Here is a 19,324-nt window from a genome sequence, read left to right as displayed (position 1 = left end):
GAGGGAATTTTCCCAACCGGTTCTGACCATAATAATATGCCCGTTTGGCCCCGTGATCGGCATATCCACAGTGAATCGTTGCCCAAACTGGTCTACTTTCCCATGTCCGCTGGATTGGTCAACACGCCTTGCTGAACTCACCAATTAGCTGATCAGCGCTGGACTGTTTATAACCTAGTGCTGAAAAGACCTTGCCTTATCGCCACCTACCGGATGCTGTGGATTCAATGCATAGGATGTCAGCTTGTTAGGATCAATCACCGCCTCCCCACAATTCGGTAGTGCGTCGTCGACAGCTTTTACCCCCCCCTTTTTCACCGGCTAGAAGGAGAGACTACCCAAAAGCCTTTTTATTTCCGCAGTATCTTCAGGGTGATAGTGAAGGTATTTATCACACACCATCCGTATAAACTTAGCGCAAGCCTCTTCACTAATTACCACTATCTGTTCATGTGTAGGTGGGTAGCCATAGGCAAGCTCAACCCCCTCAAAGTGCTCTTCTTCAAATGGACTATCCATATCAGGAAAGTTACAGTATGCCCCATCTGTACTGTACCCACACCTCTTCACGATACAACTAATAGACTTAATAAAGTTTCCATCATCGTACATCCTATCGAAATAACCTTTTACGACCCAATAAGCATCTACGTCATTATACGGCTGCCCAAATAACTCTTTCATATTCAAACCTTATTTAGGATGAAAGTTAGTCACTACACCTGTTATTTTATCCAGATACACCCTAAAGTTAACAATTCCTGCGGCGGCATCGTACTGGGTGATCCCTCTAGATGAAGCATCCTTATAGCCACTAGCCGCTGCCTGCTGTCCGAGGTCAAGCATTTTTTGATCAGAAAAAACTTCGGATCGCATCTGGACTAGCAGCCTCTAAACGACTGGAAGCACCATTTAAGTCCCTACTAAAGAGCTTTCTCCTACTTATGCACGTACAATGCTAAATTCTTAAAAATTCACCATTAAGCGCCAATACTTCGTTTAATTAACATGATACGCCATAACTAGAGCTTTTGCGGCGACACTCTCGGGCAAACAACCAGCTGCCAAATCAATCATTTCCTTGCCAGAAATCAAACTAGAATCCAAATATTTAACATACTCACCCTTAAGGGCAGACGCTTTCACCGCCATCACCCCAAATTCTTCATAAGCGCTTTCAAATGCAATCCACTCAAAGCCGTCATTGAAAAAAATAATCGGATACCCAATCTTTCCGCCATTAAAATCATCAAACTTTCTCATCACTGCAGCAACATCTTCACGCACTTCTCCACCAGTAATAGAAAAACATGAACCAGCCAAGTTCTCCCCACCAGAAAACTTAATATGCACATCAGACTTAAAACTTATAATGCTTTCATTAACAATCCCCAAAAAAATATCTAGGTACGAGAGCAGAGGGCGCTCAAAAAACCAAAAAACATACTCGCCGTCTATAAATAAATTAGCGGGCAAGTCTTTATTTAAATCAATAACACTACCCAGCCTTTCGAGCTGACGAGTTAACTCTTGACACTTCAATTCCAACAAAGCCATCACGACTCCCCTGCAAATCTTAATTTCACTACTGGTTTCTTAATTCCTTCGATAGTCAACGAAGCTGAAGGCTGCCCAGTAGACGTTGAAGACGGATAAAATCGATAGGTCTTATCTCCCTTCACCAATACGGTAACAGATCCATCTTTAGATAACGTTTTTCTATATCCACTCATTTCAAGAGTACTGATAGCACTTGCTTGTGTAATATCTACCTCAATCTGCGCCGCGCTATTTCGAGTTGCTTTCGGCAAAAACTCAATAGTCGTCATTTCTGCGGCAGCGCTTTCCGAGATCTGCGCAGTGCCACCACTTACCCCACCGCCACGTACTGCCCCAACCAACCCCAGCGAGTTGAGAATAGCCTCAGCACCGGCCAACACTCTCTCGCCAGTTGTAGGCTCATACCCGCTGACAGGGTTCGCACCGCCCAAGCTTGTGTAGAGTTGGCAAGCTACACCGATTACCCCAGAGCTGCCACAACCCGAGTTATAGGCATCCAGCCCGAATTTCTCTGCAGCGATGGTCGCCCGGTCAACCACCATCTGGTTCCGCTGAGCCTCTCCTGCAGCGGCGGCGTCAGTGGCTGCGACCAGCTTCCATTCCTTACCCGCAGACGTCTGTATGGCCTCATCGGTAACCTGGCAGAAGCCATTGGCCGAGTTCGCGCACGCCACGATATCGCCAGGTTTGGCATGGTTGAACTGGTCCGGCCCCATTTCCGAACCCACCACGGTGTACTCGGTTTCCAGCACACTGTCGCCCAGCTTGCGCAGCTTGCTGATCTCATCTGCCCGCTTCTGGCAATCGTCCGACCCTCCCGCAGCCCCGCCGCAGGTCGAAGCATATTCACGCTCCTTCTGCTTCAGGTACATCCGCCCATTCAGGGTCAGATGATTGTTTTCGACCGCATTCTTGCCTGCCGCGGCGCCTGCCACGGCACTGCTCGCATCGCCACCGACGACAGCCCCGGCAAAGCCGGACGCCAGTGAGGCCAGTGCCGATACCGTCTGTTTCTCGTCTTCAGTCAGTTCATCTACGGCTTTGCCCGGATACATCTGCTTGGCGATCAGCTCGCCACTCACCGCGCCCGCAGCACCTGCGGCGGCACCGTTGCCCTGGGCCTGTGCCACCAACGCACCCAGCACCGCGTGGGCCATAAGGCGCGCCGTTTCGTTGTCGCCCGCCACCTGCTTGATCTGCTGGGCCAGGTAAGGTGCCGAGGCCCCTGCGAGTGCACCGGCCAGGTTGCCACCCGCCAGCCCTTGAAGTGCCGCAGTCACTGCCTGCGCGGCGCGCTGCAGTTCACTGCCGGTGCCGTAGGACTGCATAGCGTCCTTGTAGGCAGGAGTGCCGCGTACCCGCTCTCCATAATCTTTGGCCGACTCGTCCGCGCCGCGCTCCGCTGTAGCCTGTTTGCCCGCCTCAAAGGCGCGCAGGTCGCCCTCGGTACGGATTACGTCCATCGCCGCTTAACCGTACCCAGGCGCCGTTGCTCTTTCTCTTTCTCGAAAATCGGACTGATGCTGCCGTTGGCATGCTCGATGTCGTGGCTGAGGCTGGCGATATCCTGCTTCTGCTGGCCCGGATCGCGGATTTCCAGGGTGCCTTCGGAAATAGCCGAGGACGTGATGCCGCTGGCACTGCCGCTGTGGTTGTAGGCGATCAGCGTGCCGCTTGGCATGTTGCTGGTGAAACCCGACGAGCCATTGTTGCCGCCACTGACGCTGGCACTGGCCATCTGGCTCTTGAACTGCGCCTTGTTCTCGATATCGCTCCAGCCAAGAGTGCCGGTGCTCAGGTGGTTCTTGTCGGCCCCCCGCAGTACTGGCAAACACGCTGCCATCGAGTTGAGTGTGCTTGCCTACAGCGATGTTCCAGACGGCTGGACTTGCCCCGGCAGCCCATCAAGCCTGTAAAGGCTGGCAAGCGGCGTATTTAGGTAGCGGCGTTGCCGGAACTGGCCGGGCTGCTCTCGACCACACTCGAACAGCTGTTTGGTCAGCAGCAGGAAACCACTTTGCGTAAGCGTGGCCCGGCTCCAAAATGGCAACAGCAACTGGAAGCCATCGACCAACTGCCCAAGAGCGAAGGGAGATTTAGCAGCAAGCAGATAAACAACACCGGCGCGCGAGAGCAGTGTTGAATAAATACTCCTATTGACTAGCTTTGGTAACCATCAAACTCCCAAGAAAATACTTTTCCTAGCTGTATCGCGATAGTTACCCAGTTGTCTCCCTCGCAGCGACTCACACAATCATGAATCAATCTATTCGTAGTCGAAATTCATATTTCCGAACAATTAATATACCTCTCCCCCACCGCGCTTCCCATACTGTCTCTTGCAGCCACTTTGGTGGCCAATAAAAGCTCAAAATCATCTGCCCATTGCGTGTAATCAAGCCCGATCTGAACACGAAAATTCAGAGAAAAATTGTCTACGCTCTCAGGGCAGTAAGTCTCAACATAAAAAATGTCATTAGAAATGCCTTTTATAACAGCAAGCACATTCCTCCTCATCAGCCACATCCAGAGGACTATTACTTACTCTTACGCACTGACCTGTTACAGGGTTGACGCTGTATGCTCCAAATTTTCCTGCACGCCTGCCGGCTTCCACCAGGCGGCTGTTGACCAAGCCGTTAGCGGCCTTAACCGACAGGTTGCTGCTGGCGCGCAGGTCGCCTTCGTTGCGCACCGTTGGGCGCCCGGCAGTCATTGCTGTGGACCAGGTACAACACGGGCACCTGCACCTGCTCGCCGTTCACCTCCGAACTCTTCAGCCAGACGATGTTATGGATCAGCGCCGCCACCTGCTCCGAGATCAGGCTCACGCCCACGACCAGGTCCAGCCTATGCGTCGGAGTTTCCGTCGTCCGGGTGCAAAAACTGATTGGACCGATCCCCCTCAAGCTCTCGTCTAGATGATTCCAACATAGTGGACCAGATTTTAAAAATTTTGTCCTCACCCTCTAGAGACGAATCTACTGCAGGCATGTACCTGACAATAGGCTCCATGGACTCTGGATAATCAAAATCCGCATATAACTCTTCAACAACCGCCAATGAATCTTGATATTTATCTCTATTTACAAAGATCCATAAAAGAATCAGAAACAGCCAAGCCTTCTCTGAGCCCTTATCATTTCGCACATCCTGAGCAGCAAGCTGAGCCACGCACTCCCGAACATCACTATCCTGATCGCCATCCAGAGAGGCCAGGTCATACTGACCCGCTGAAGACTCAGGAGAAAGCCCTATAAGAGTATATTGGACAACACCACTTGGAGTTAGATAGCCACGCCCCAAGCCGTAATTAATATCCCCCCAACTTAACCAAGGCGCCTCTGAGTAGCAGAACTCACCATCTAAGATTATATGCATATCTAGCCTCTTATTTTGGCAACCTAGATGGTACTTGGTTGGGACTGCCCGTAATTCTTCCAGCAGGGATAAATCTCTGATGAGTCAACTCGCCCTTCGAGTTTACGAGCCACTCGAATATCCCCGATTTACCATCCACCACGCCTTCCATCTGAGTCAAATTGTACGACTTCCCGTCCCCGCCACGAATGGTGAACAACCTACCCTTCTCTGGGAGCCCTTCTGGATATCTACATCAGCGATATCTAAGCGGCGGGCATAGTTCGCACCATCGACAACAGTATTCACCGTCATCTCTCGCTGCTCCCAGCCAATTGTCGAATGATAAATATCCACTGCGGCATTGGCCTGCGGCGCCCGCACCCTTTGGACCAACGAACCAGTCTACCTCGGCAAAAAACGTCTACGCAAAAATGTTTTGTAGTCATCAGGCGCCGCACTTATTAACGCCTCGATATCATCACCACGAACCAGAGAATGGTCGATTATAGACTCAACAAAATAGTACAAATACTCAGGATTCTCACTCAACTCCAGCTCAAAACCCCAAAGGAATACCAGAATTTGCTCAAATGAATTTTTCTGCACCAGAGCGCAACCTAAAAACTCGTAAGCGGATATGTATTGTGAATCTTCAACAACACCACCCATCCCGCCCAACTCTTTTAACGAAGCCTCCAGAGCACCAGCGGAAAAGAAGGGTAAAGAAACCAACCACAGAACAAATTTTCTGAAGCACTCATCGACCAAGAGCATTGTCGATATCCCTTATTAGCTGTTTGGCAAAATCAATATCCCGCTGACCGTAAGGGTATTTGCCGGGTGGTTGATTCTCAGAATTAGAACTAGATCTCTTTGTCTATTACTGACCTCGATGACTTTTTCCCATGCTCAGCAGGATACAACATGTCGCCTGTAGCTGGGCGTATCCACGCTAGCTTTTGCACCGACTACCTTGGTGCTCTTTAAAAAATTTCATGCCTTAGCAATTTAAACCCACCACCTTGGCTAATCAATTCTTCTATCTCAGTCGAACGATTTGTAGCATTTACATAAAGCAAGATTTTATAGCTCGCGTAGTTCTGCTCCACTGGATCGCCGTCAAAAGGATCAGCATTCAATTTTAAAACAAAATTCTCTGAATCACTCTTGCCCCACATATAATAAACACCACCTTGATAAGAGCTATCTCTTTCCTCAAAAGTCTCTCCCAGTGCCTTTTCCACATCACTTCTCGCCGACAAAAGACATGATTTTTCCGCACCATAGAGATCATACACAGTAGTCATTTCGGTAACACCGCACTCGGAGCACGACTTACGGCTGTTGCCGCAGAGTCATAGATCATAAAATTAACTTCGCGTCCTGCTTGGGCGCTCATCTTACTCGAAAAATCTTTCAAACCAAGGGCTTGCAAGTCTCTTGCACTCAACGGCCCTGTGCGTGTTCCGCCACTCCGCAAACCTATCCCTAAGGATTGAGCGCGTTGCAAAAGTTCTGGACTTGCCAGAGCAACATCAAAGTCACTCACCCTGCCAATGTCAAATGCCTCCCCAGTTTTAAAACTTTTACCTGTTACGGCACTTCCTTGAAGAATTGGCTCTACATTTTCATATCCAGCGCGTGCCAAGCCATCTCGCGTATCCATGGCAAAGCGCGCGAAATCATCTGCACTTGAAAAACCTTTTGGAATTGCAGCCCCTTTTGCACCACCGCCAACAACATCCGCCCCAACCGCTCTCGGCTCATTACCCTCGTAACGCTGCCAATCCGGATGATACGGATCGGCCTTCATCTCCTCTGTAACCTTGACGATGCCAGTCGGCTTGGGAGCTTCCGCCGTCGTTTTTACACCAGACGCGATGTACTGACTGCTTTCATTGATCAACCGCGACGCTTCAGCAAGGTCCCCTTTCTTCAGCGCTGTTTCAGCCGCTTTCAGCACCTTACCTGCCGCGTCTCCGATGCCTGGGAACACCCCGATTGCTGCGGCGAGATAATCCAGCGCGCTTTCGGCCTCCGCAAAGCTCTTTATATCACCGATCACCGGGATATAATCAGCACCCGTCGCCACGATTTTCTGCAGGTTTTCACGGCGCTCGTCGTACATCTTGACCGAGCAGGCTTCAGAGCTTAACCCCGCGCAATTCTGCTGTTTGTAGCGTTCGTTTTCTGCCTTGACCCGTTCCTCGGCGACGACCTCTGGCGTCTTGCCTGCCGCCAAGGCCTCGGCAACATCACTCAGCGCGTTGTTTTCCGCAGAGTTCCTCCCCGCCTGCCCCGCTGCAACGGCATCTCCCAAGCCGCCGCCCGTTGCAGCGCCTGCCAGCGCTGAAGCAAGCGTCGCCAACGCAGAAATGGTCTGTTTCTCTTCCTCACTCAATTGGTCCCGAGGCTTTTCAGGGTAAATCCGAGCAGCTATCAACTCACCAGTCGCTGCGCCGGCCGCACCCGCAACCGCCGAGTTGCCCTGGGCCTGAGCCACCACGGCACCCAATACGGCATGGGCCATGACCCGGACGTTTTCGTTATCACCCGCTACTTTCTTGATAACGCCGGCCAAATACGGGGCCGAGGCTCCGGCAAGCGCACCACCGATGTTGCCACCGGCCAGCCCCTGCAAGGCGGCCGTAACGGCTTGCGTCACCTTCTGGTAATCACCACTGGTGCCGTACTTGCCCATGATCCGCTGGTAAGCATCGGTAGCGACCAGCTTGTCTTGATAGGCCTTGCGGTCCTTCTCGCTAGCCCCCTCACCCGGCGCGTTGACCCCCCGCGCCTCGAGTTCCTCACGCGCCTCCTTGTCGGCCTTAAGCTGGCCCTCGGTGCGGACGATGTCCGAAACCTGGGTGCCGATTTCGCCAATCAGCTGCACCTGCTGCAGGCGCCGTTGCTCTTTCTCTTTGTCGAAGATCGGGCTGATGCTGTCGTTGGCATGCTCGACGTCGTGGCTGAGGCTGGCGACATCCTGCTTCTGCTGGCCCGGATCGCGGATTTCCAGGGTACCTTCGGAAATAGCCGAGGACGTGGTGCCGCTGGCACTGCCGCTGTGGTTGTAGGCGATCAGCGTGCCGCTTGGCATGTTGCTGGTGAAACCCGACGAGCCATTGTTGCCGCCACTGACGCTGGCACTGGCCATCTGGCTCTTGAACTGCGCCTTGTTCTCGATATCGCTCCAGCCAAGAGTGCCGGTGCTCAGGTGGTTCTTGTCGGCCCCGGCGGTGCTGGCGATCACGCTGCCATCGAGCTGCGTGTGCTTGCCCACATCGATCTGATAACCGCCCTTGCCGGCAAACAGCCCAGTCTGCTCCTGCACGCTTTGGTAGTTGGAGTCGAGCTTGTTCTGGCTGACGCTGAGGCTGCCGCTTGCCCCACCCGCACCGATGATGGTGACGCTCAAGCCGCCGCTGACATTGGTCTGCTTGGACTTGTAGTTGTCTGTGTCCTGCAGGCTTTGCAGCGTCAGGTCACGCCCTACGTCGGCGGTGATCTTCGCTGCGTTGACTTGCGCGCCTTTGAGCGCGGTATCGCGCCCGCTGAGCAGGGTCGCCTCGTTACCAGCGTCCAGCGTGGTTTCGGTCCAGGTCGTACCGTTACCCTTCTCGTTGCCGGTGCCCTTGTTGGCATTGGCGAAAATGCTGAGGCCACCGCCTTTTGGACCCAAACCGATACTGGCGCCAATTGCCCCGCCACTGCTGCTGTTCTTGCCGTCGAGCTTTTGCGTATTGGCCGCAGCCTCAAGGTGGATGTCACGCTCGGCAGACAACAAAAGGTCGTTGCCAGCCTTGAGTTGGCTGCCTTGAACGCGGATATCCCCGCCGCTGCCGGTGGCAACAATGGTCAGGTCGTTGCCGCTGGTCAGGCTGCTGCCCTGGCTGACGGTCTGCTCCTGAGTCTGGCGAGAACTCGACTTCTGCCCACCCAGCGAAACTGCGATGCCGACGAACTGCCCGGCATTGTCAGCGGTCATGCCGCCGTTCTGCTGGGCTGCCTGCCAGGCCTGCACACCGGTCAGGCCAGCCTTGATGCCCTGCAGGGCGGAAAGCCGGCTGTCGTCTTCCTGGACCGCTTGCTTGGTGGTCTGGTAAGCGGTGTCGACCGCACTGCCGACCGTCCCCGACAGCGCCAGGGTCAGGCCGCTGCTCTTGCTCTTGGAAGTCTGCTCGCTGGTGTTGTGGTTTTCGGCTGCAACGATCTCAACGTTCTGCCCGACCAGGGTGATGTCCTTGCCGGCGATCACCTCCGAGCCCTTGATGCCCAGGTCCTTGCCCGCCTCGATGGAGACATTGCCCAGCACACTGCCAATGGTGCTGGCCTTGGCGTTTTCACTGGTGCTGGACGAGGTGTTCTCCAGGCTGGTCGAACCCAGCGTGAAGCCGATGCCACCGCTGCTGAGCAGGCCCGACTTCTTCTTCGAGCTCGCATGGCTTTGCTCGTAGGTTTCGGTCGCACTTTCGATCTGCACGTTGCGACCTGCCAGCAGGCTGGTGTCGTTGGTGGACACGATGTTGCTGCCCGACACGCCAATGTCCTGCCCGGCGCGCACGACCACCGTGTCACCACTGACCGACGATCCTTCCTGGGTAATGGCACTCGAACTGTCGATGCGCGTTTTCTGGCTGCTGGACAGTCCGGACTGGCTGGTCTTGGTCTTACGGTAGTAGCTGTAGTCGCTGTTTTCTGCGGCGACGAGGTTCACGTCGCCACCGGCGTAGAGATAAGCCTCGTCGCCTGCCGTCACGCGGCTGGCGCTCAGGGCAAGATCATCGCCCGCCTTCAAGGCCAGATTGCCACCCGCGACCACGCTGCTGCCCACCTGCTGGACATGATCCTCCTGGCTGGTGACCTTCCGCGTCTTGCTCGCCGAGTGCTGCTCATCCGCAGCCGCCAGCAGCTGCAGATCCCCGGTCGCCGCCATGGCCACATCCCGCTTGGCCTCGATCGCACTGGCTACCGCGCTGATGTCGCGCCCGGCGCTGACGGTCAGGTCGCGCCCGGCCTGCACGCTCGAGCCGTTCTGGGTCACGCTGCTGTCGGTATGGCGCACGCCGCGGTCGTTGACCACCACCTGCTCGACCGAACTCAGCAGCACGTCGCGGCCGGCCTTCAGGCTGGTGTCGGCGCCGCTGCTGAGCACACCGCCGTTGTTGGCCAGGTCACGCCCGGCGTTGATCGCCAGGTTGTTCGCGGCCTCCACCCGGGCGGCGGTGTCGACGAAGTCGCGCTGCTGGGCGTAGCTGCCGTTGCTGCTCTGGTGCGAGGTCAGGGTGCGTTCGTTGATCACGTCCTGCACGGCGGACAGGTTGACGTCACGCCCGGCGATGATGCCGCCGGCCTTGTTCACCAGGTTGTTGCCGGCCAGCAGGTCGAGGCGGTTGCCGGCTTCCACCAGGCCGCTGTTGACCAGGTCGTTGCCAGCCTTGGCCGACAGGTTGTTGCTGGCGCGCAGGGTGCCGACGTTGTCGAGGTTCTGGCCGGCGATCAGGTCGACGTCATTGCCGGCGATCAGCGCGCCATCGGGAGCCAGGCGGTTGTTGCCATGGGCCAGGTAGAGCACCGGCACCAGCACCTGCTCGCCGTTCACCTCGGCGGTTTCCAGCCAGACGATGTCGTGGGTCAGCGCCGCCACCTGTTCGGAAGTCAGGCTCACGCCCACGGCCAGGTTCAGCTGCTGCTTGCTCTGGATGGCGTTGTCCATCAGGTACTTGAACAGCTGCTCGTCGCTGTTCTGGCCATCGATGAAGCGCTGCCCGGTGCGGGCGACAACGGCCTGCTGGATCAGCTTCTGTTCGTAGAAGCCATCGCCCAGGCGCTTGGCGCTTTCGTCCGGGTTGTAGCCGAGGTTGGCCAGCAGGTAGTCCGAACTCATGAACTGCTTGAGGTCGGTGAGCACCGGGTTGGTTTCGATCAGGTACTTCTGCGGGTTGCTGCGTACGCTGCTGTCGGGCAGGCCTTGCACGCGCTCGATGCTGATCGGGCCCTGGGCATTGACTGCCGGTGCCTGGCTGATGCTGACGTCCACCGCCGTGCGGCCTGGCAGCACCGGGCCGCCAGTGTTGCCGGGCAGGCTGGTGTCGACGCTGCTGGCGTTGCCGGCGATGTTGGCCTGGGTACGGTCGGCCGTGCTCAGCGCGGTGCTGCTGCCCGCAACCTGGCCGGCTGCACCGACATCAACGGTACGCCCCTGCGCCAGCGGCAATGGCTGCTGACGCTGGGCCAGGCCCAGGCTCGCGCCGCCCATGCTCCAGCTCTGCGGGCCGCTGGCCGGCGCGCTGCCCGCCTCGCTGCTGAGGCGGAACAGGCCGTTCTGCCCGGTGGGCAGGCTGAAGCCCGGTAGCGCCAGCGGGTTGACCTGCTGCTGGGCAAGGTCCGGTGGCAGTTGCTGGTTGAGTGTGATGCGGGTGGAGAACGCGGTGCCAGGTGCTTTGGTGTCGGTGCGCGCACCGCTGCCGATGTAGTCGAAGCCCGGGCGCACCACGCTGTTGCTGATGCCATTGCCGGCGTTGATGTTGACGGCACCCTGGGCCTGGATGACGGCGGCATAGCTTTGGTCGCCGCCGGCCAGCTTGCGCGTGCTGCCGAGGCTGGTCAGTTCGGCTTCGCTCATGCCGATGAAGCGGGCAAGGTCGGCTTGCAGCCCGCCAATGTCGTCAGGGTTGTAACCGGCGCTCTCGTACCAGTACTTGCTGGTGATGGCGCTGGCGAGCTGGTACCAGGCGCCGGCGTTGCTGACGCGCTCGGAGCGGACGATACGGGTGGTTTCGGTCTCGCCGGTTTCCACGCCGCTGTTGGTCAGGTTGTTGACCGTGGCCAGCAGGTTGCCGCCCACCCCGATGGTGGAGCTGCTGTTGAGCAGGTCACCACCGCGCAGGGTCAGGTTACCGCCTGTGGTGATGCTGGACGCGGCGCTGGCTGCGGTGACTTCGAACTTGTCGCGCTGGACGATTTCCCAGACGTGGTTGCGCTTGCCGCTGCAGTCGCCGGCGTTGTAGCCCTCGATGCAGGCCACCTCGCCGACCCGGGCGGTGTAGACGCCCTTGTTGTCGGTCTGCAGCAGCGCGCGCACGTTCTGGATGGTGCTGGCGGCCAGGCTCATCGAGCCGTCGCTTTGCAGAGAGCCGGAGCTGTTGACGATGCTGCCGGCCAGGTTGCCTTGGCCATCACGGTCGACGGTCAGGTTGCCCAGGCTGTAGATGTCGGCGTAGCTGTTGGTCAGGCTGTCGACCCGCAGGCTCATGTCCTGGCCGCTGAAGATAAGGCCGTTTGCGCTGTTGACCAACGCACCCGTGGTCAAGGTCAGTGCTTCACCTGCGGCCAGGGTGCCCTGGTTGCCGATGCTGCCGGCGCCAAGGGTGAGCCCGGCCGCCGAGGTCAGGCGCCCGGCGTTGTTCAGCTGGCCCGCCACCGACACGCTGGTGGCGCCGCCGCCGGCGATGCTGCCGGCGCTGCCCAGGTTCAGCTGCCCGGCCCCCAGGCCGAGGGTGCCACGGCTGCTCAGGCGGCCGTTGCTGTTGTAGGTACCGCCCAGGTTGAGGCTGAGGCTGCCGTCACTGGCGATCAGGCCGTCGTTGCTCCAGTTGCTGCCACTGCCGACCAGCGCCTGGCTGGCCAGCAACTGACCGCTGGCGGTCTGGCTGAAGTTGCCGACGTTTACGGTCAGGCGCCCGGCCTGGATGACGTTGCTGTTGCTCCAGCTGGCAGCGTTGAGGGTCAGGCCGCCGCGGGTGACGATGCTGCCGCCGGCGCCGGTGACGTTGGCGGTGCTGATGTCGAAGTTGCCGCTGCCGACGTGCAGCAGGCTGCCGCCGGCGTTGAGGAAGCTGCCGACCGCGAAGCCGAGGTCGCTGTTGGCGGTTTCCAGGGTGCCGTTGCGGTTGTCGAACAGCCCGCCGATCTGCAGGAGCGTGGCGCCGCTGCTACCGAGGGCACGCAGCTGGCCGGTCTGGTTGTCGAGGCTGGCGGCCTTGATCGCCAAGGTGCTGTCACTTTCGATGATGCCCAGGCGGTTGTTCAGCACGCCGGCGAGGTCGAGGTCGATGCGCTGGCCAGCGATCTGGCCGTCGTTGTCGCCGCTGTTGTCGAAGTTGCCGCCGCTGACCTTGACCAGGCCCTGGGCGTAGAGGCCGCCGTTGCGGTTATCGAAGTCGGCGGTGGTGACCAGCGCGTCGCCGGCCTGTGCCGAGATCCGCCCGCCGTAGTTGTCGATGCCGCCCAACGCCGTGAGGTCGAGGGCCTGGGCCTGGGTGATGCCACCCTGGCGGTTGTTGTTGAGATCGTAGCCGTTCTGCAGCACGCCGCGCAGGTCGGCGGTCAACTTGCCGTGCAGGCTGGAAAGCACGCCACCGCGGTTGTCCAGGTTGCCGGCCGTGACCTCGAGGTCGCCCGTGTCGGCCAGGATGCGGCCGCTCTGGTTGTCGATATCGCCAGTCACCAACTGCAAGGCGCCGTGGCTCTGCAAGGTGCCCTTGGCGTTGCCGAAGCTGGCGGCACGCACGTCGGCGCCAGCGTTCTGGCTGTAGATCAGGCCGTCGGCACTGTTGAGCAGCTGGCCGGCAACCGCCAGGGTCAGTTGCTGGCTGGCCGCCACGGTGCCGCGGTTGCGGTTGTCCAGGCTGCTGGCGAACAGGCTCAGCAGGCCCTGGCTGGCGATCTGGCCACCCTGGTTGTTCACCTGGCTGGCATGGTCGATGCGCAGCGGGCCGGCGCTGGCGAGCTTGCCGTTGCGGTTGGTCAGGGCGCCGAGCAGCTTGAGGGTGACGGCGGCGTTGCCGATCAGGCTGCCGGCGCTGTTGTCCAGGCTGTCGGCATTTACTTCGAGCGCCTGCCGGGCGCTGATGCTGCCGGCAGCATTGCCCAGGGCCATGGCGTTGAGGGCCAGTGCTGCGCCGCTGTCGATCAGGCCACCCTGGGCGTTGTTCAGCAGGCCGTTGATGGTCAGGTGCTGCTCGCCAGCGCTGGCGAGGATACCGGCACCGCTGTTGTCGAGGTTGGCCGCGGTCACGCTCAGGGCTTGCTGGCTGACCAACGCGCCACCGGCGCTGTTCTGCAGGTCACCGCTGAGCTGGGCGTCGAGCGCGCCGTTGCGGCTGGACAGCGTGCCCTGGTTGCGGTTGTCGAGGCTGCCCAGCTTCACGCCCAGGCCCTGCCAGCCCGAGACCAGCCCGCCCTGGTTGGTCAGTTGGCCGGCCGTGACGTTCAGCTGGCCGCTGCTGATCAGCTTGCCGGCGCTGTTGTCCAGGTTGCGGCCGGCCAGGTCGAGATTCTGGCGGGTGGAGATTTCACCACTGCGGTTGTTCAGATCGCGCAGATGGTCGAGGGTCAGTGCGCCATCGGTGGTGATCAGGCCACGGTCGTTGTTCAGGTCGCCGGTAGCACTGCCGAAGTCAACGTGGATGGCGTTGCCCAGCAGCGAGCCTGCCTGGTTGTCGACGGAGCGGGCGGCGATGTCCAGCAGCCCGGCGGCGTTGATCAGGCCTTGCTGGCCGTTGTTCAAGCTGTCGGCCAGTTGCAGGCCGAGGTCGCCACGGCTGCTCAGCGTGCCGCCGCTGTTGTCGAGGCTGGCGGCGCGGGTGTCGAGGGCCGCAGCGGCGACCAGGCCTTTGATGTTGCTCAGGGCCTGGTCGATGCGCAAGGTCAGCGACTGGTTGCTGAGCAGCTTGCCGCTGCCATTGTCGAGACTTCGCGCGGCCAGGGTGAAGGCTTGGGCCGAAGAGATTTCGCCGCCCTGGTTGTTCACCCCGTCGAGGTTTTTGAGCACCAGCAGAGGGGCATTGATCAGGCCCTGGCGGTTGTCGAATTGGCCGTGGTTCAGGTCCAGGGTCAGGGCGCTGTTGCTGAACAGCTGGCCACCTTGCTGGTCGAGGCCGGTGGCATTGACCAGCAAGGCGCCGTCACTGGCGATGCGCCCGCCGTCGCGGTTGCTTAACTGGCCAGTGCTCAGACCCAGGTTCGCGCCGCTGTCGATACGGCCTTTACGGCTGTTGTCGAGGCTGCTGGCCGTGATGCTGGCCTGCCCTTTGGCGCTGATGGTGCCTTGGTCGCCGTTGCTGAGCTCGGCCGCGTCGAGTCGCAGCGCGGCATCGGTGACCAGCTCACCGCCTTGGTTGAGGACGTTGCCGGTGTGCTTGAGGGTCAATGCACCGGCACTGGAAACGCTGCCGCCGCGGTTGTCGAGTTGGTCACTCGCCAGGCCCAGAGTGCCTTCGGCGCTGATCAGGCCCTGACGGTTGTCCAGCTTGCCTTGCAGCGTCGCATCCAGAGCTTGCTGGCTGAGCAGCAGGCCGCCGGCGTTGTCCAGGCTATCGCCTGTCAGGCTGACGCCAGCCTTGCCCGAGAGCACGCCCTGGCTGCGGTTGATCACTTCGGCGACGGCCATCTGCAACCTGCCGTCGGCCAGTACCTTGCCGCCGTCGCTGTTGTCCAGGCGGGTGCCACCGAGGGTGACGTCCGCCTTGCTCGACAGTTCACCGCCGCGGTTGTCCAGCGCCGCGACTTGCAGGTCCAGCCCCTGGGTCGCGCCGACCAGGCCGCCCTGACGGTTGTCGAGGGTGTCACCGGTCAGTTTCAGGCGCCCGGAGGCCACCAGCACACCGGCCTGGTTATCGAGGGCAGTGACCAGCGCTTGCAGCTCGCTGTCTGCGGAAACCTGCCCCTGCTGGTTGGCCAGGCTGCCAGCTTGCAGGTCCAGGCGCCCATCGGCGATCAGCGTGCCGCCCTGGTTGAGCAGCTCGCCGTCGACCACCAGTGCCTGGCCCGCGCGGCTGCTGATCAGGCCCTGGCGGTTGTCCAGGCTGGCGCTGTGCAGGTCCAGGTTATTGGCCGAGACCAGGCCTTTGAGGTTGTTCAGTGTCTGGTCGATGCGCAGGGTCAAGCCCTGCTGACCGATCAACCGGCCATAGCTGTTGTCCAGGCTGCGCGCAGCCACCGTGAAGGCCTGGGCGCTGGAGATTTCGCCTTGCTGGTTGTCCACATCGGCGAGGTTGTTCAGCACCAGCACCGGCGCGTTGATCAGGCCCTGGCGGTTGCTCAGCTGGCCGTGGTTGAGGTCGAGGGTCAGCGCACTTTTGCTGAACAGCTGGCCACCGTCCTGGGCGAGGCCGGTGACGCTGGCGACCAGAGCGTTCTCACTGGCGATGCGGCTGCCCTGGCCATTGTTGAGCTGGCCGGCCTTGAGCTCGAGGCGGTCGCCGCTCACCAACTGCGCGCCCTCGCCATTGTCGAAGGTGCCGGTCTCGACGCTGGCCGCGCCCTTGCTGCTGAGCAGGCCGGCCTGGCCGTTGTCGAGGCTCTGGCTGATAAGCTCAAGCCCCGCGTCAGTGGTAATCGAACCCTTGCGGTTAAGCAGCGCGCCGGCGCTGTTCAGCGCCAGGTCAGCGGCGCTGGAGAGTTGGCCGTTGCTGTTTTCCAGGCTGCCGACGCTGGCGCCCAGGCGCCCTTCGGCACTGATCAGCCCTTGCTGGTTGGCCAGCGCACCGCCCAGGCCGATGTCCAGGTTGCCGCCACTGACCAGGCGCCCCCGGCCGTTGTCGAACTGCTGGCCGGTCAGGGTCAGCGGCCCTGTGGCGGACAGCAGGCCGAGATTGCGGTTGAGCACCTCGGCCACCTGCAGTTGCAGGGCGGTGCCGGCCAGGACCTTGCCGCTGTCGCTGTTGTCCAGGCGGGTGCCTTGCAGGGTCACGCCTTGGGTGGTGGAAATCTCCCCGCCGCGGTTGTCGATTTGCGCCACATTCAGGCGCAAGGCGCTGGTGCTGCCGACCAGGCCTTTACTGCGATTGTCCAGGCGGCTGCCGGTCAGCAGCAAGTCGCCCTGGGCGACCAGTTCGCCACCCTGGTTGATGACCTGACCGAGTTGGGCCACCAGGGCGCGCTGGCTGGAAATCCGCCCGCCGCTGTTGTCCAGGCTGTCGCCCAGCAGGCTGACGGGGCCGGCAGCGCTGAGCAGGCCACCACGGTTGTCCAGCTGCGCACCCTGGTAGCTGAGCGCCGCCAGGCTGTTCAGCAGCCCCTGCTGGCGGTTGTCCAACTGGTCGACATTCAGGTTGGCCTGCTGGCCGGCGCGCAGTTTGCCGGCGCGGTTGTCGAGCGTGGCGGCGCGCAGGTCGAGGGTGCCCTTGGCATTGATCTCGCCCTGCTGGTTGTCGAACAACCCTGCGACGCGGGCATTCAGGCCCGCGTCGCTGACCAGCTTGCCGGCCTCGCGGTTGTCGAGGCTGGCGGCCTGCAAATTGATCGCTCCGGCAGAGCCGAGCAGGCCTTGGCGGTTGTCCAGGGCCCCGCCGAGTGCGACCTGCAAGGCTGCGTCACCCGTCACTTGGCCGCCGCGGTTGTCCAGATTCCCGCCCTTGAGGGTGGTGGTGCCGATGCTGGAAATCTCACCGGCCTGGTTGTTGCTGACACCCGCCACCTGCAGCGCCAGATCGGCGCGGCTGGTCAGGGTTCCGTCCTGGTTGTCCAGGCTGGCGGCGCGCACATCGACGCCGTTGGCGGAAACCAGGCCGCTGCGGTTGACCAGGGCCTGGTCCAGGTGCAGGGCCAGGTTCTGGTTGCCGAGCAGCTTGCCGAAGCTGTTGTCGAGGCTGCGCGCTACCAGGGCGAAGGCTTGGGCGCTGGAAATCTCGCCCTGGCGGTTGTCCACACTGTCGAGGTTGCTCAGGGTCAGGCGCGGCGCATTGATCAGGCCGCCCTGGTTGTTCAGGTGGCCTTTGTTCAAGTCCAGGCTCAACTCACTGACGCTGGTCAGGCGGCCGCCGCTCTGCTGGTCGAGGCCGGTGACATTGGCGCTCAGCGCCTTGTTGCTGGCGATACGCCCGGCGTCGCTGTTGTCCACCTGGCCGGCCTTGAGGGCCAGGGTGCCCTGGCTGGTGAGCTGGCCACTGCGGTTGTTCACCGCGCCGCTGGCCGTAAGACCCAGGTGCTGGCCGGCACGTACGGTACCGGCGGCATTGTCCAGCTGACCGACCTTGGCGTTGACCAGCGTCGCGCCATCGACCAGCCCGCCTTGCCCGTTGAGCAGGCTCGAGGCAGAGAGGTCGGCCTGGCCGCCACTGAGCACGCGCCCGGCGTTGCGGTTGTCGAGGGTGCTGGCGCTGGCGTTCAGTTGACGCTGGGCACTGAGGGTACCTCCCTTGTTGTCCAGGGCCTGCTGCGCGCTGATACTGAGGTCGCGGCTGGCCACCACGCTGTGGCCCTGGTTGTCGACCTGCGCGGCCTGCAGGCGCACGTCGCCGCTGCCGTTGCGGCTGTTGTCGGCGTTGACCCCGGCTTCGATGATGCCGTGGTTGCTCAGGCGCCCACCGCTGTCGAGGCTGATGCCCTGCCCGGCCGCCAGGGTCTGGCGGTTGTCCAGGTCACCTTGGGTGCGCACATTCAGCTGGTTGCCGGCATACACCGCGCCCTGGGCATCGAGCTGGCCGGCGCTGATCGCCACCGAGCCCTTGGCTGCGCTGGCCTCGGCCATGCGCAGTTGGCCGTTGGCATCGAGCTGGATATCGCCGGCGCTGGCCATCAGCTTGCCGTCGAGCTTCACCCCGACGCCGGCCTCGGTGCCCACCAGCTTGATGGTGTCGGCGTACATGCCGCCCAGCGCCGAAGAGTCGATCGCCAGTTGTGGGGCCTGGGCCGGGTCGTCGGCCCGTGCGGTAGCGGCCAGGGTCCGGGCATCGACATCATTGCTGCCGGCCACCACGGCCAGGTGGCGCGCCTGGATCTCGGCATTGACCCGGGCACTGCGGGTGATGATCTCGAACTGGTCGACGTTACCGGCATTGAGCCCGGCGCCTTCGATGGCAACACTGCCCTGCTCGACCTGATAGCGCTGTAACTGGCCGTTTTCGACTACCGGCTTGCCGGTGGTCAGCGTTGCCCTTGGCGTATTGATGAAGCCGCAACCATTGCACGTGACGCCATAGGGGTTGGCGACGATGACATGCGCCGACTGCCCGGCCACTTCGGTGTAGCCCTTGAGCTGGCTTGGATTACCACCGTTGACTTCGTTGAGGATGGTGCTGGCCGCACGGCCATTGAGGTTGCTGTTGCCGAGGATGATCCCGCCCAGCTGGGTCGACTGGGTACGGTCGGTGGCGTTGTTGAGGATCACGCCCTGCTGGCCGACGTTGTAGTCGCTGAACTTGTTGTGCGAGAGCCCGGACGCGCTGGGCGCGGCGATGTTGACGATGGGCACGCCGTTGCCGGCCTGGCCCAGGCTGGTGCCACTGCCGTTGACGATGATGCCGTCGGCCATGGCCACCAGCGGGTGCCAGAACATCATGTTGGCCAACATGAACGCCAACCCGCGCCTGGACAGCCCCCAGAAGGTGTTTCGCGTTTTCAGCTGGGACGAAGGCAGTCGAGCCAGGAAGTTGAATTGGCGTACGTCCATGTCGGT

At 60.5% G+C, this 19,324-nt stretch carries 11 protein-coding genes and 1 pseudogene; 1 reads left to right on the top strand and 11 read right to left on the bottom strand.

Annotated elements, in window-relative coordinates; all coding sequences use genetic code 11:
• Positions 1–174 precede the first annotated feature (174 nt).
• The 5 genes from APH33_RS28035 to APH33_RS27775 form a co-directional block, all read right to left on the bottom strand.
• Positions 175–318 carry a DUF6883 domain-containing protein gene (locus APH33_RS28035; protein ID WP_371263265.1) on the bottom strand — a complete coding sequence of 48 codons (144 nt, stop codon included), beginning with the start codon at positions 316–318 and terminating at the stop codon, positions 175–177.
• A gap of 3 nt (positions 319–321) precedes the next feature.
• Complete coding sequence (gene cdiI / locus APH33_RS26865) at positions 322–684, bottom strand: ribonuclease toxin immunity protein CdiI (protein ID WP_082433663.1); 363 nt, start codon at positions 682–684, stop codon at positions 322–324.
• 315 nt (positions 685–999) lie between these two features.
• Positions 1,000–1,557: a hypothetical protein gene (locus APH33_RS19570; RefSeq protein ID WP_054886743.1), complete on the bottom strand. Its 558-nt coding sequence runs from the start codon at positions 1,555–1,557 to the stop codon at positions 1,000–1,002.
• Positions 1,557–3,023: a VENN motif pre-toxin domain-containing protein gene (locus tag APH33_RS19565; RefSeq protein WP_054886742.1), complete on the bottom strand. Its 1,467-nt coding sequence runs from the start codon at positions 3,021–3,023 to the stop codon at positions 1,557–1,559. The genes APH33_RS19570 and APH33_RS19565 overlap by 1 nt, the downstream gene beginning before the upstream one ends.
• A complete protein-coding gene (locus tag APH33_RS27775; protein WP_256218683.1) occupies positions 3,014–3,391 on the bottom strand; it encodes a hypothetical protein in 378 nt (125 codons plus the stop codon). The genes APH33_RS19565 and APH33_RS27775 overlap by 10 nt, the downstream gene beginning before the upstream one ends.
• Positions 3,392–3,508: 117 nt before the next feature.
• On the opposite strand from APH33_RS27775, the gene APH33_RS19555 reads away from it, so the two are divergent.
• On the top strand, positions 3,509–3,703 hold the full coding sequence (locus APH33_RS19555; RefSeq protein ID WP_054886740.1) for a hypothetical protein: 195 nt from the start codon (positions 3,509–3,511) through the stop codon (positions 3,701–3,703).
• A gap of 17 nt (positions 3,704–3,720) precedes the next feature.
• On the opposite strand, the gene APH33_RS27770 is transcribed toward APH33_RS19555, so the two are convergent.
• The 6 genes and pseudogenes from APH33_RS27770 to APH33_RS19535 form a co-directional block, all read right to left on the bottom strand.
• Positions 3,721–3,825 (bottom strand): Imm8 family immunity protein, encoded by a 105-nt coding sequence (locus APH33_RS27770; RefSeq protein WP_256218682.1) that lies wholly within the window; start codon positions 3,823–3,825, stop codon positions 3,721–3,723.
• 334 nt (positions 3,826–4,159) lie between these two features.
• Positions 4,160–4,412: pseudogene (locus tag APH33_RS19550) on the bottom strand (hypothetical protein); the annotation flags it as partial.
• A complete protein-coding gene (locus tag APH33_RS19545; protein ID WP_054886738.1) occupies positions 4,411–4,941 on the bottom strand; it encodes a DUF2247 family protein in 531 nt (176 codons plus the stop codon). The pseudogene APH33_RS19550 and the gene APH33_RS19545, both read right to left, overlap by 2 nt.
• 384 nt (positions 4,942–5,325) lie before the next feature.
• Entirely contained in the window at positions 5,326–5,697 is a 372-nt protein-coding gene (locus tag APH33_RS19540) for a hypothetical protein (protein WP_054886737.1), read from the bottom strand.
• 209 nt (positions 5,698–5,906) lie between these two features.
• On the bottom strand, positions 5,907–6,230 hold the full coding sequence (locus APH33_RS26855) for a hypothetical protein (RefSeq protein ID WP_082433662.1): 324 nt from the start codon (positions 6,228–6,230) through the stop codon (positions 5,907–5,909).
• Positions 6,227–19,318 (bottom strand): hemagglutinin repeat-containing protein, encoded by a 13,092-nt coding sequence (locus tag APH33_RS19535; protein WP_054886736.1) that lies wholly within the window; start codon positions 19,316–19,318, stop codon positions 6,227–6,229. Before APH33_RS19535 ends, APH33_RS26855 begins: the two co-directional genes overlap by 4 nt.
• Between the last annotated feature and the right edge of the window lie 6 nt (positions 19,319–19,324).

It is taken from the genome of Pseudomonas sp. NBRC 111130, assembly GCF_001320485.1.
Lineage (GTDB): Bacteria > Pseudomonadota > Gammaproteobacteria > Pseudomonadales > Pseudomonadaceae > Aquipseudomonas > Aquipseudomonas vlassakiae.
Note: the sequence above shows the minus strand (reverse complement) of the source record. Positions and strands in the feature narration are given on the sequence as shown.

What these genes read in the sequence shown, in the direction of transcription:
- cdiI (WP_082433663.1), bottom strand. Translation starts at nt 684, where the DNA reads ATGAAAGAGTTATTTGGGCAGCCGTATAATGACGTAGATGCTTATTGG.
- APH33_RS19570 (WP_054886743.1), bottom strand. Translation starts at nt 1,557, where the DNA reads ATGGCTTTGTTGGAATTGAAGTGTCAAGAGTTAACTCGTCAGCTCGAA.
- APH33_RS19565 (WP_054886742.1), bottom strand. Translation starts at nt 3,023, where the DNA reads ATGGACGTAATCCGTACCGAGGGCGACCTGCGCGCCTTTGAGGCGGGC.
- APH33_RS19545 (WP_054886738.1), bottom strand. Translation starts at nt 4,941, where the DNA reads ATGCATATAATCTTAGATGGTGAGTTCTGCTACTCAGAGGCGCCTTGG.
- APH33_RS19540 (WP_054886737.1), bottom strand. Translation starts at nt 5,697, where the DNA reads ATGCTCTTGGTCGATGAGTGCTTCAGAAAATTTGTTCTGTGGTTGGTT.
- APH33_RS26855 (WP_082433662.1), bottom strand. Translation starts at nt 6,230, where the DNA reads ATGACTACTGTGTATGATCTCTATGGTGCGGAAAAATCATGTCTTTTG.
- APH33_RS19535 (WP_054886736.1), bottom strand. Translation starts at nt 19,318, where the DNA reads ATGGACGTACGCCAATTCAACTTCCTGGCTCGACTGCCTTCGTCCCAG.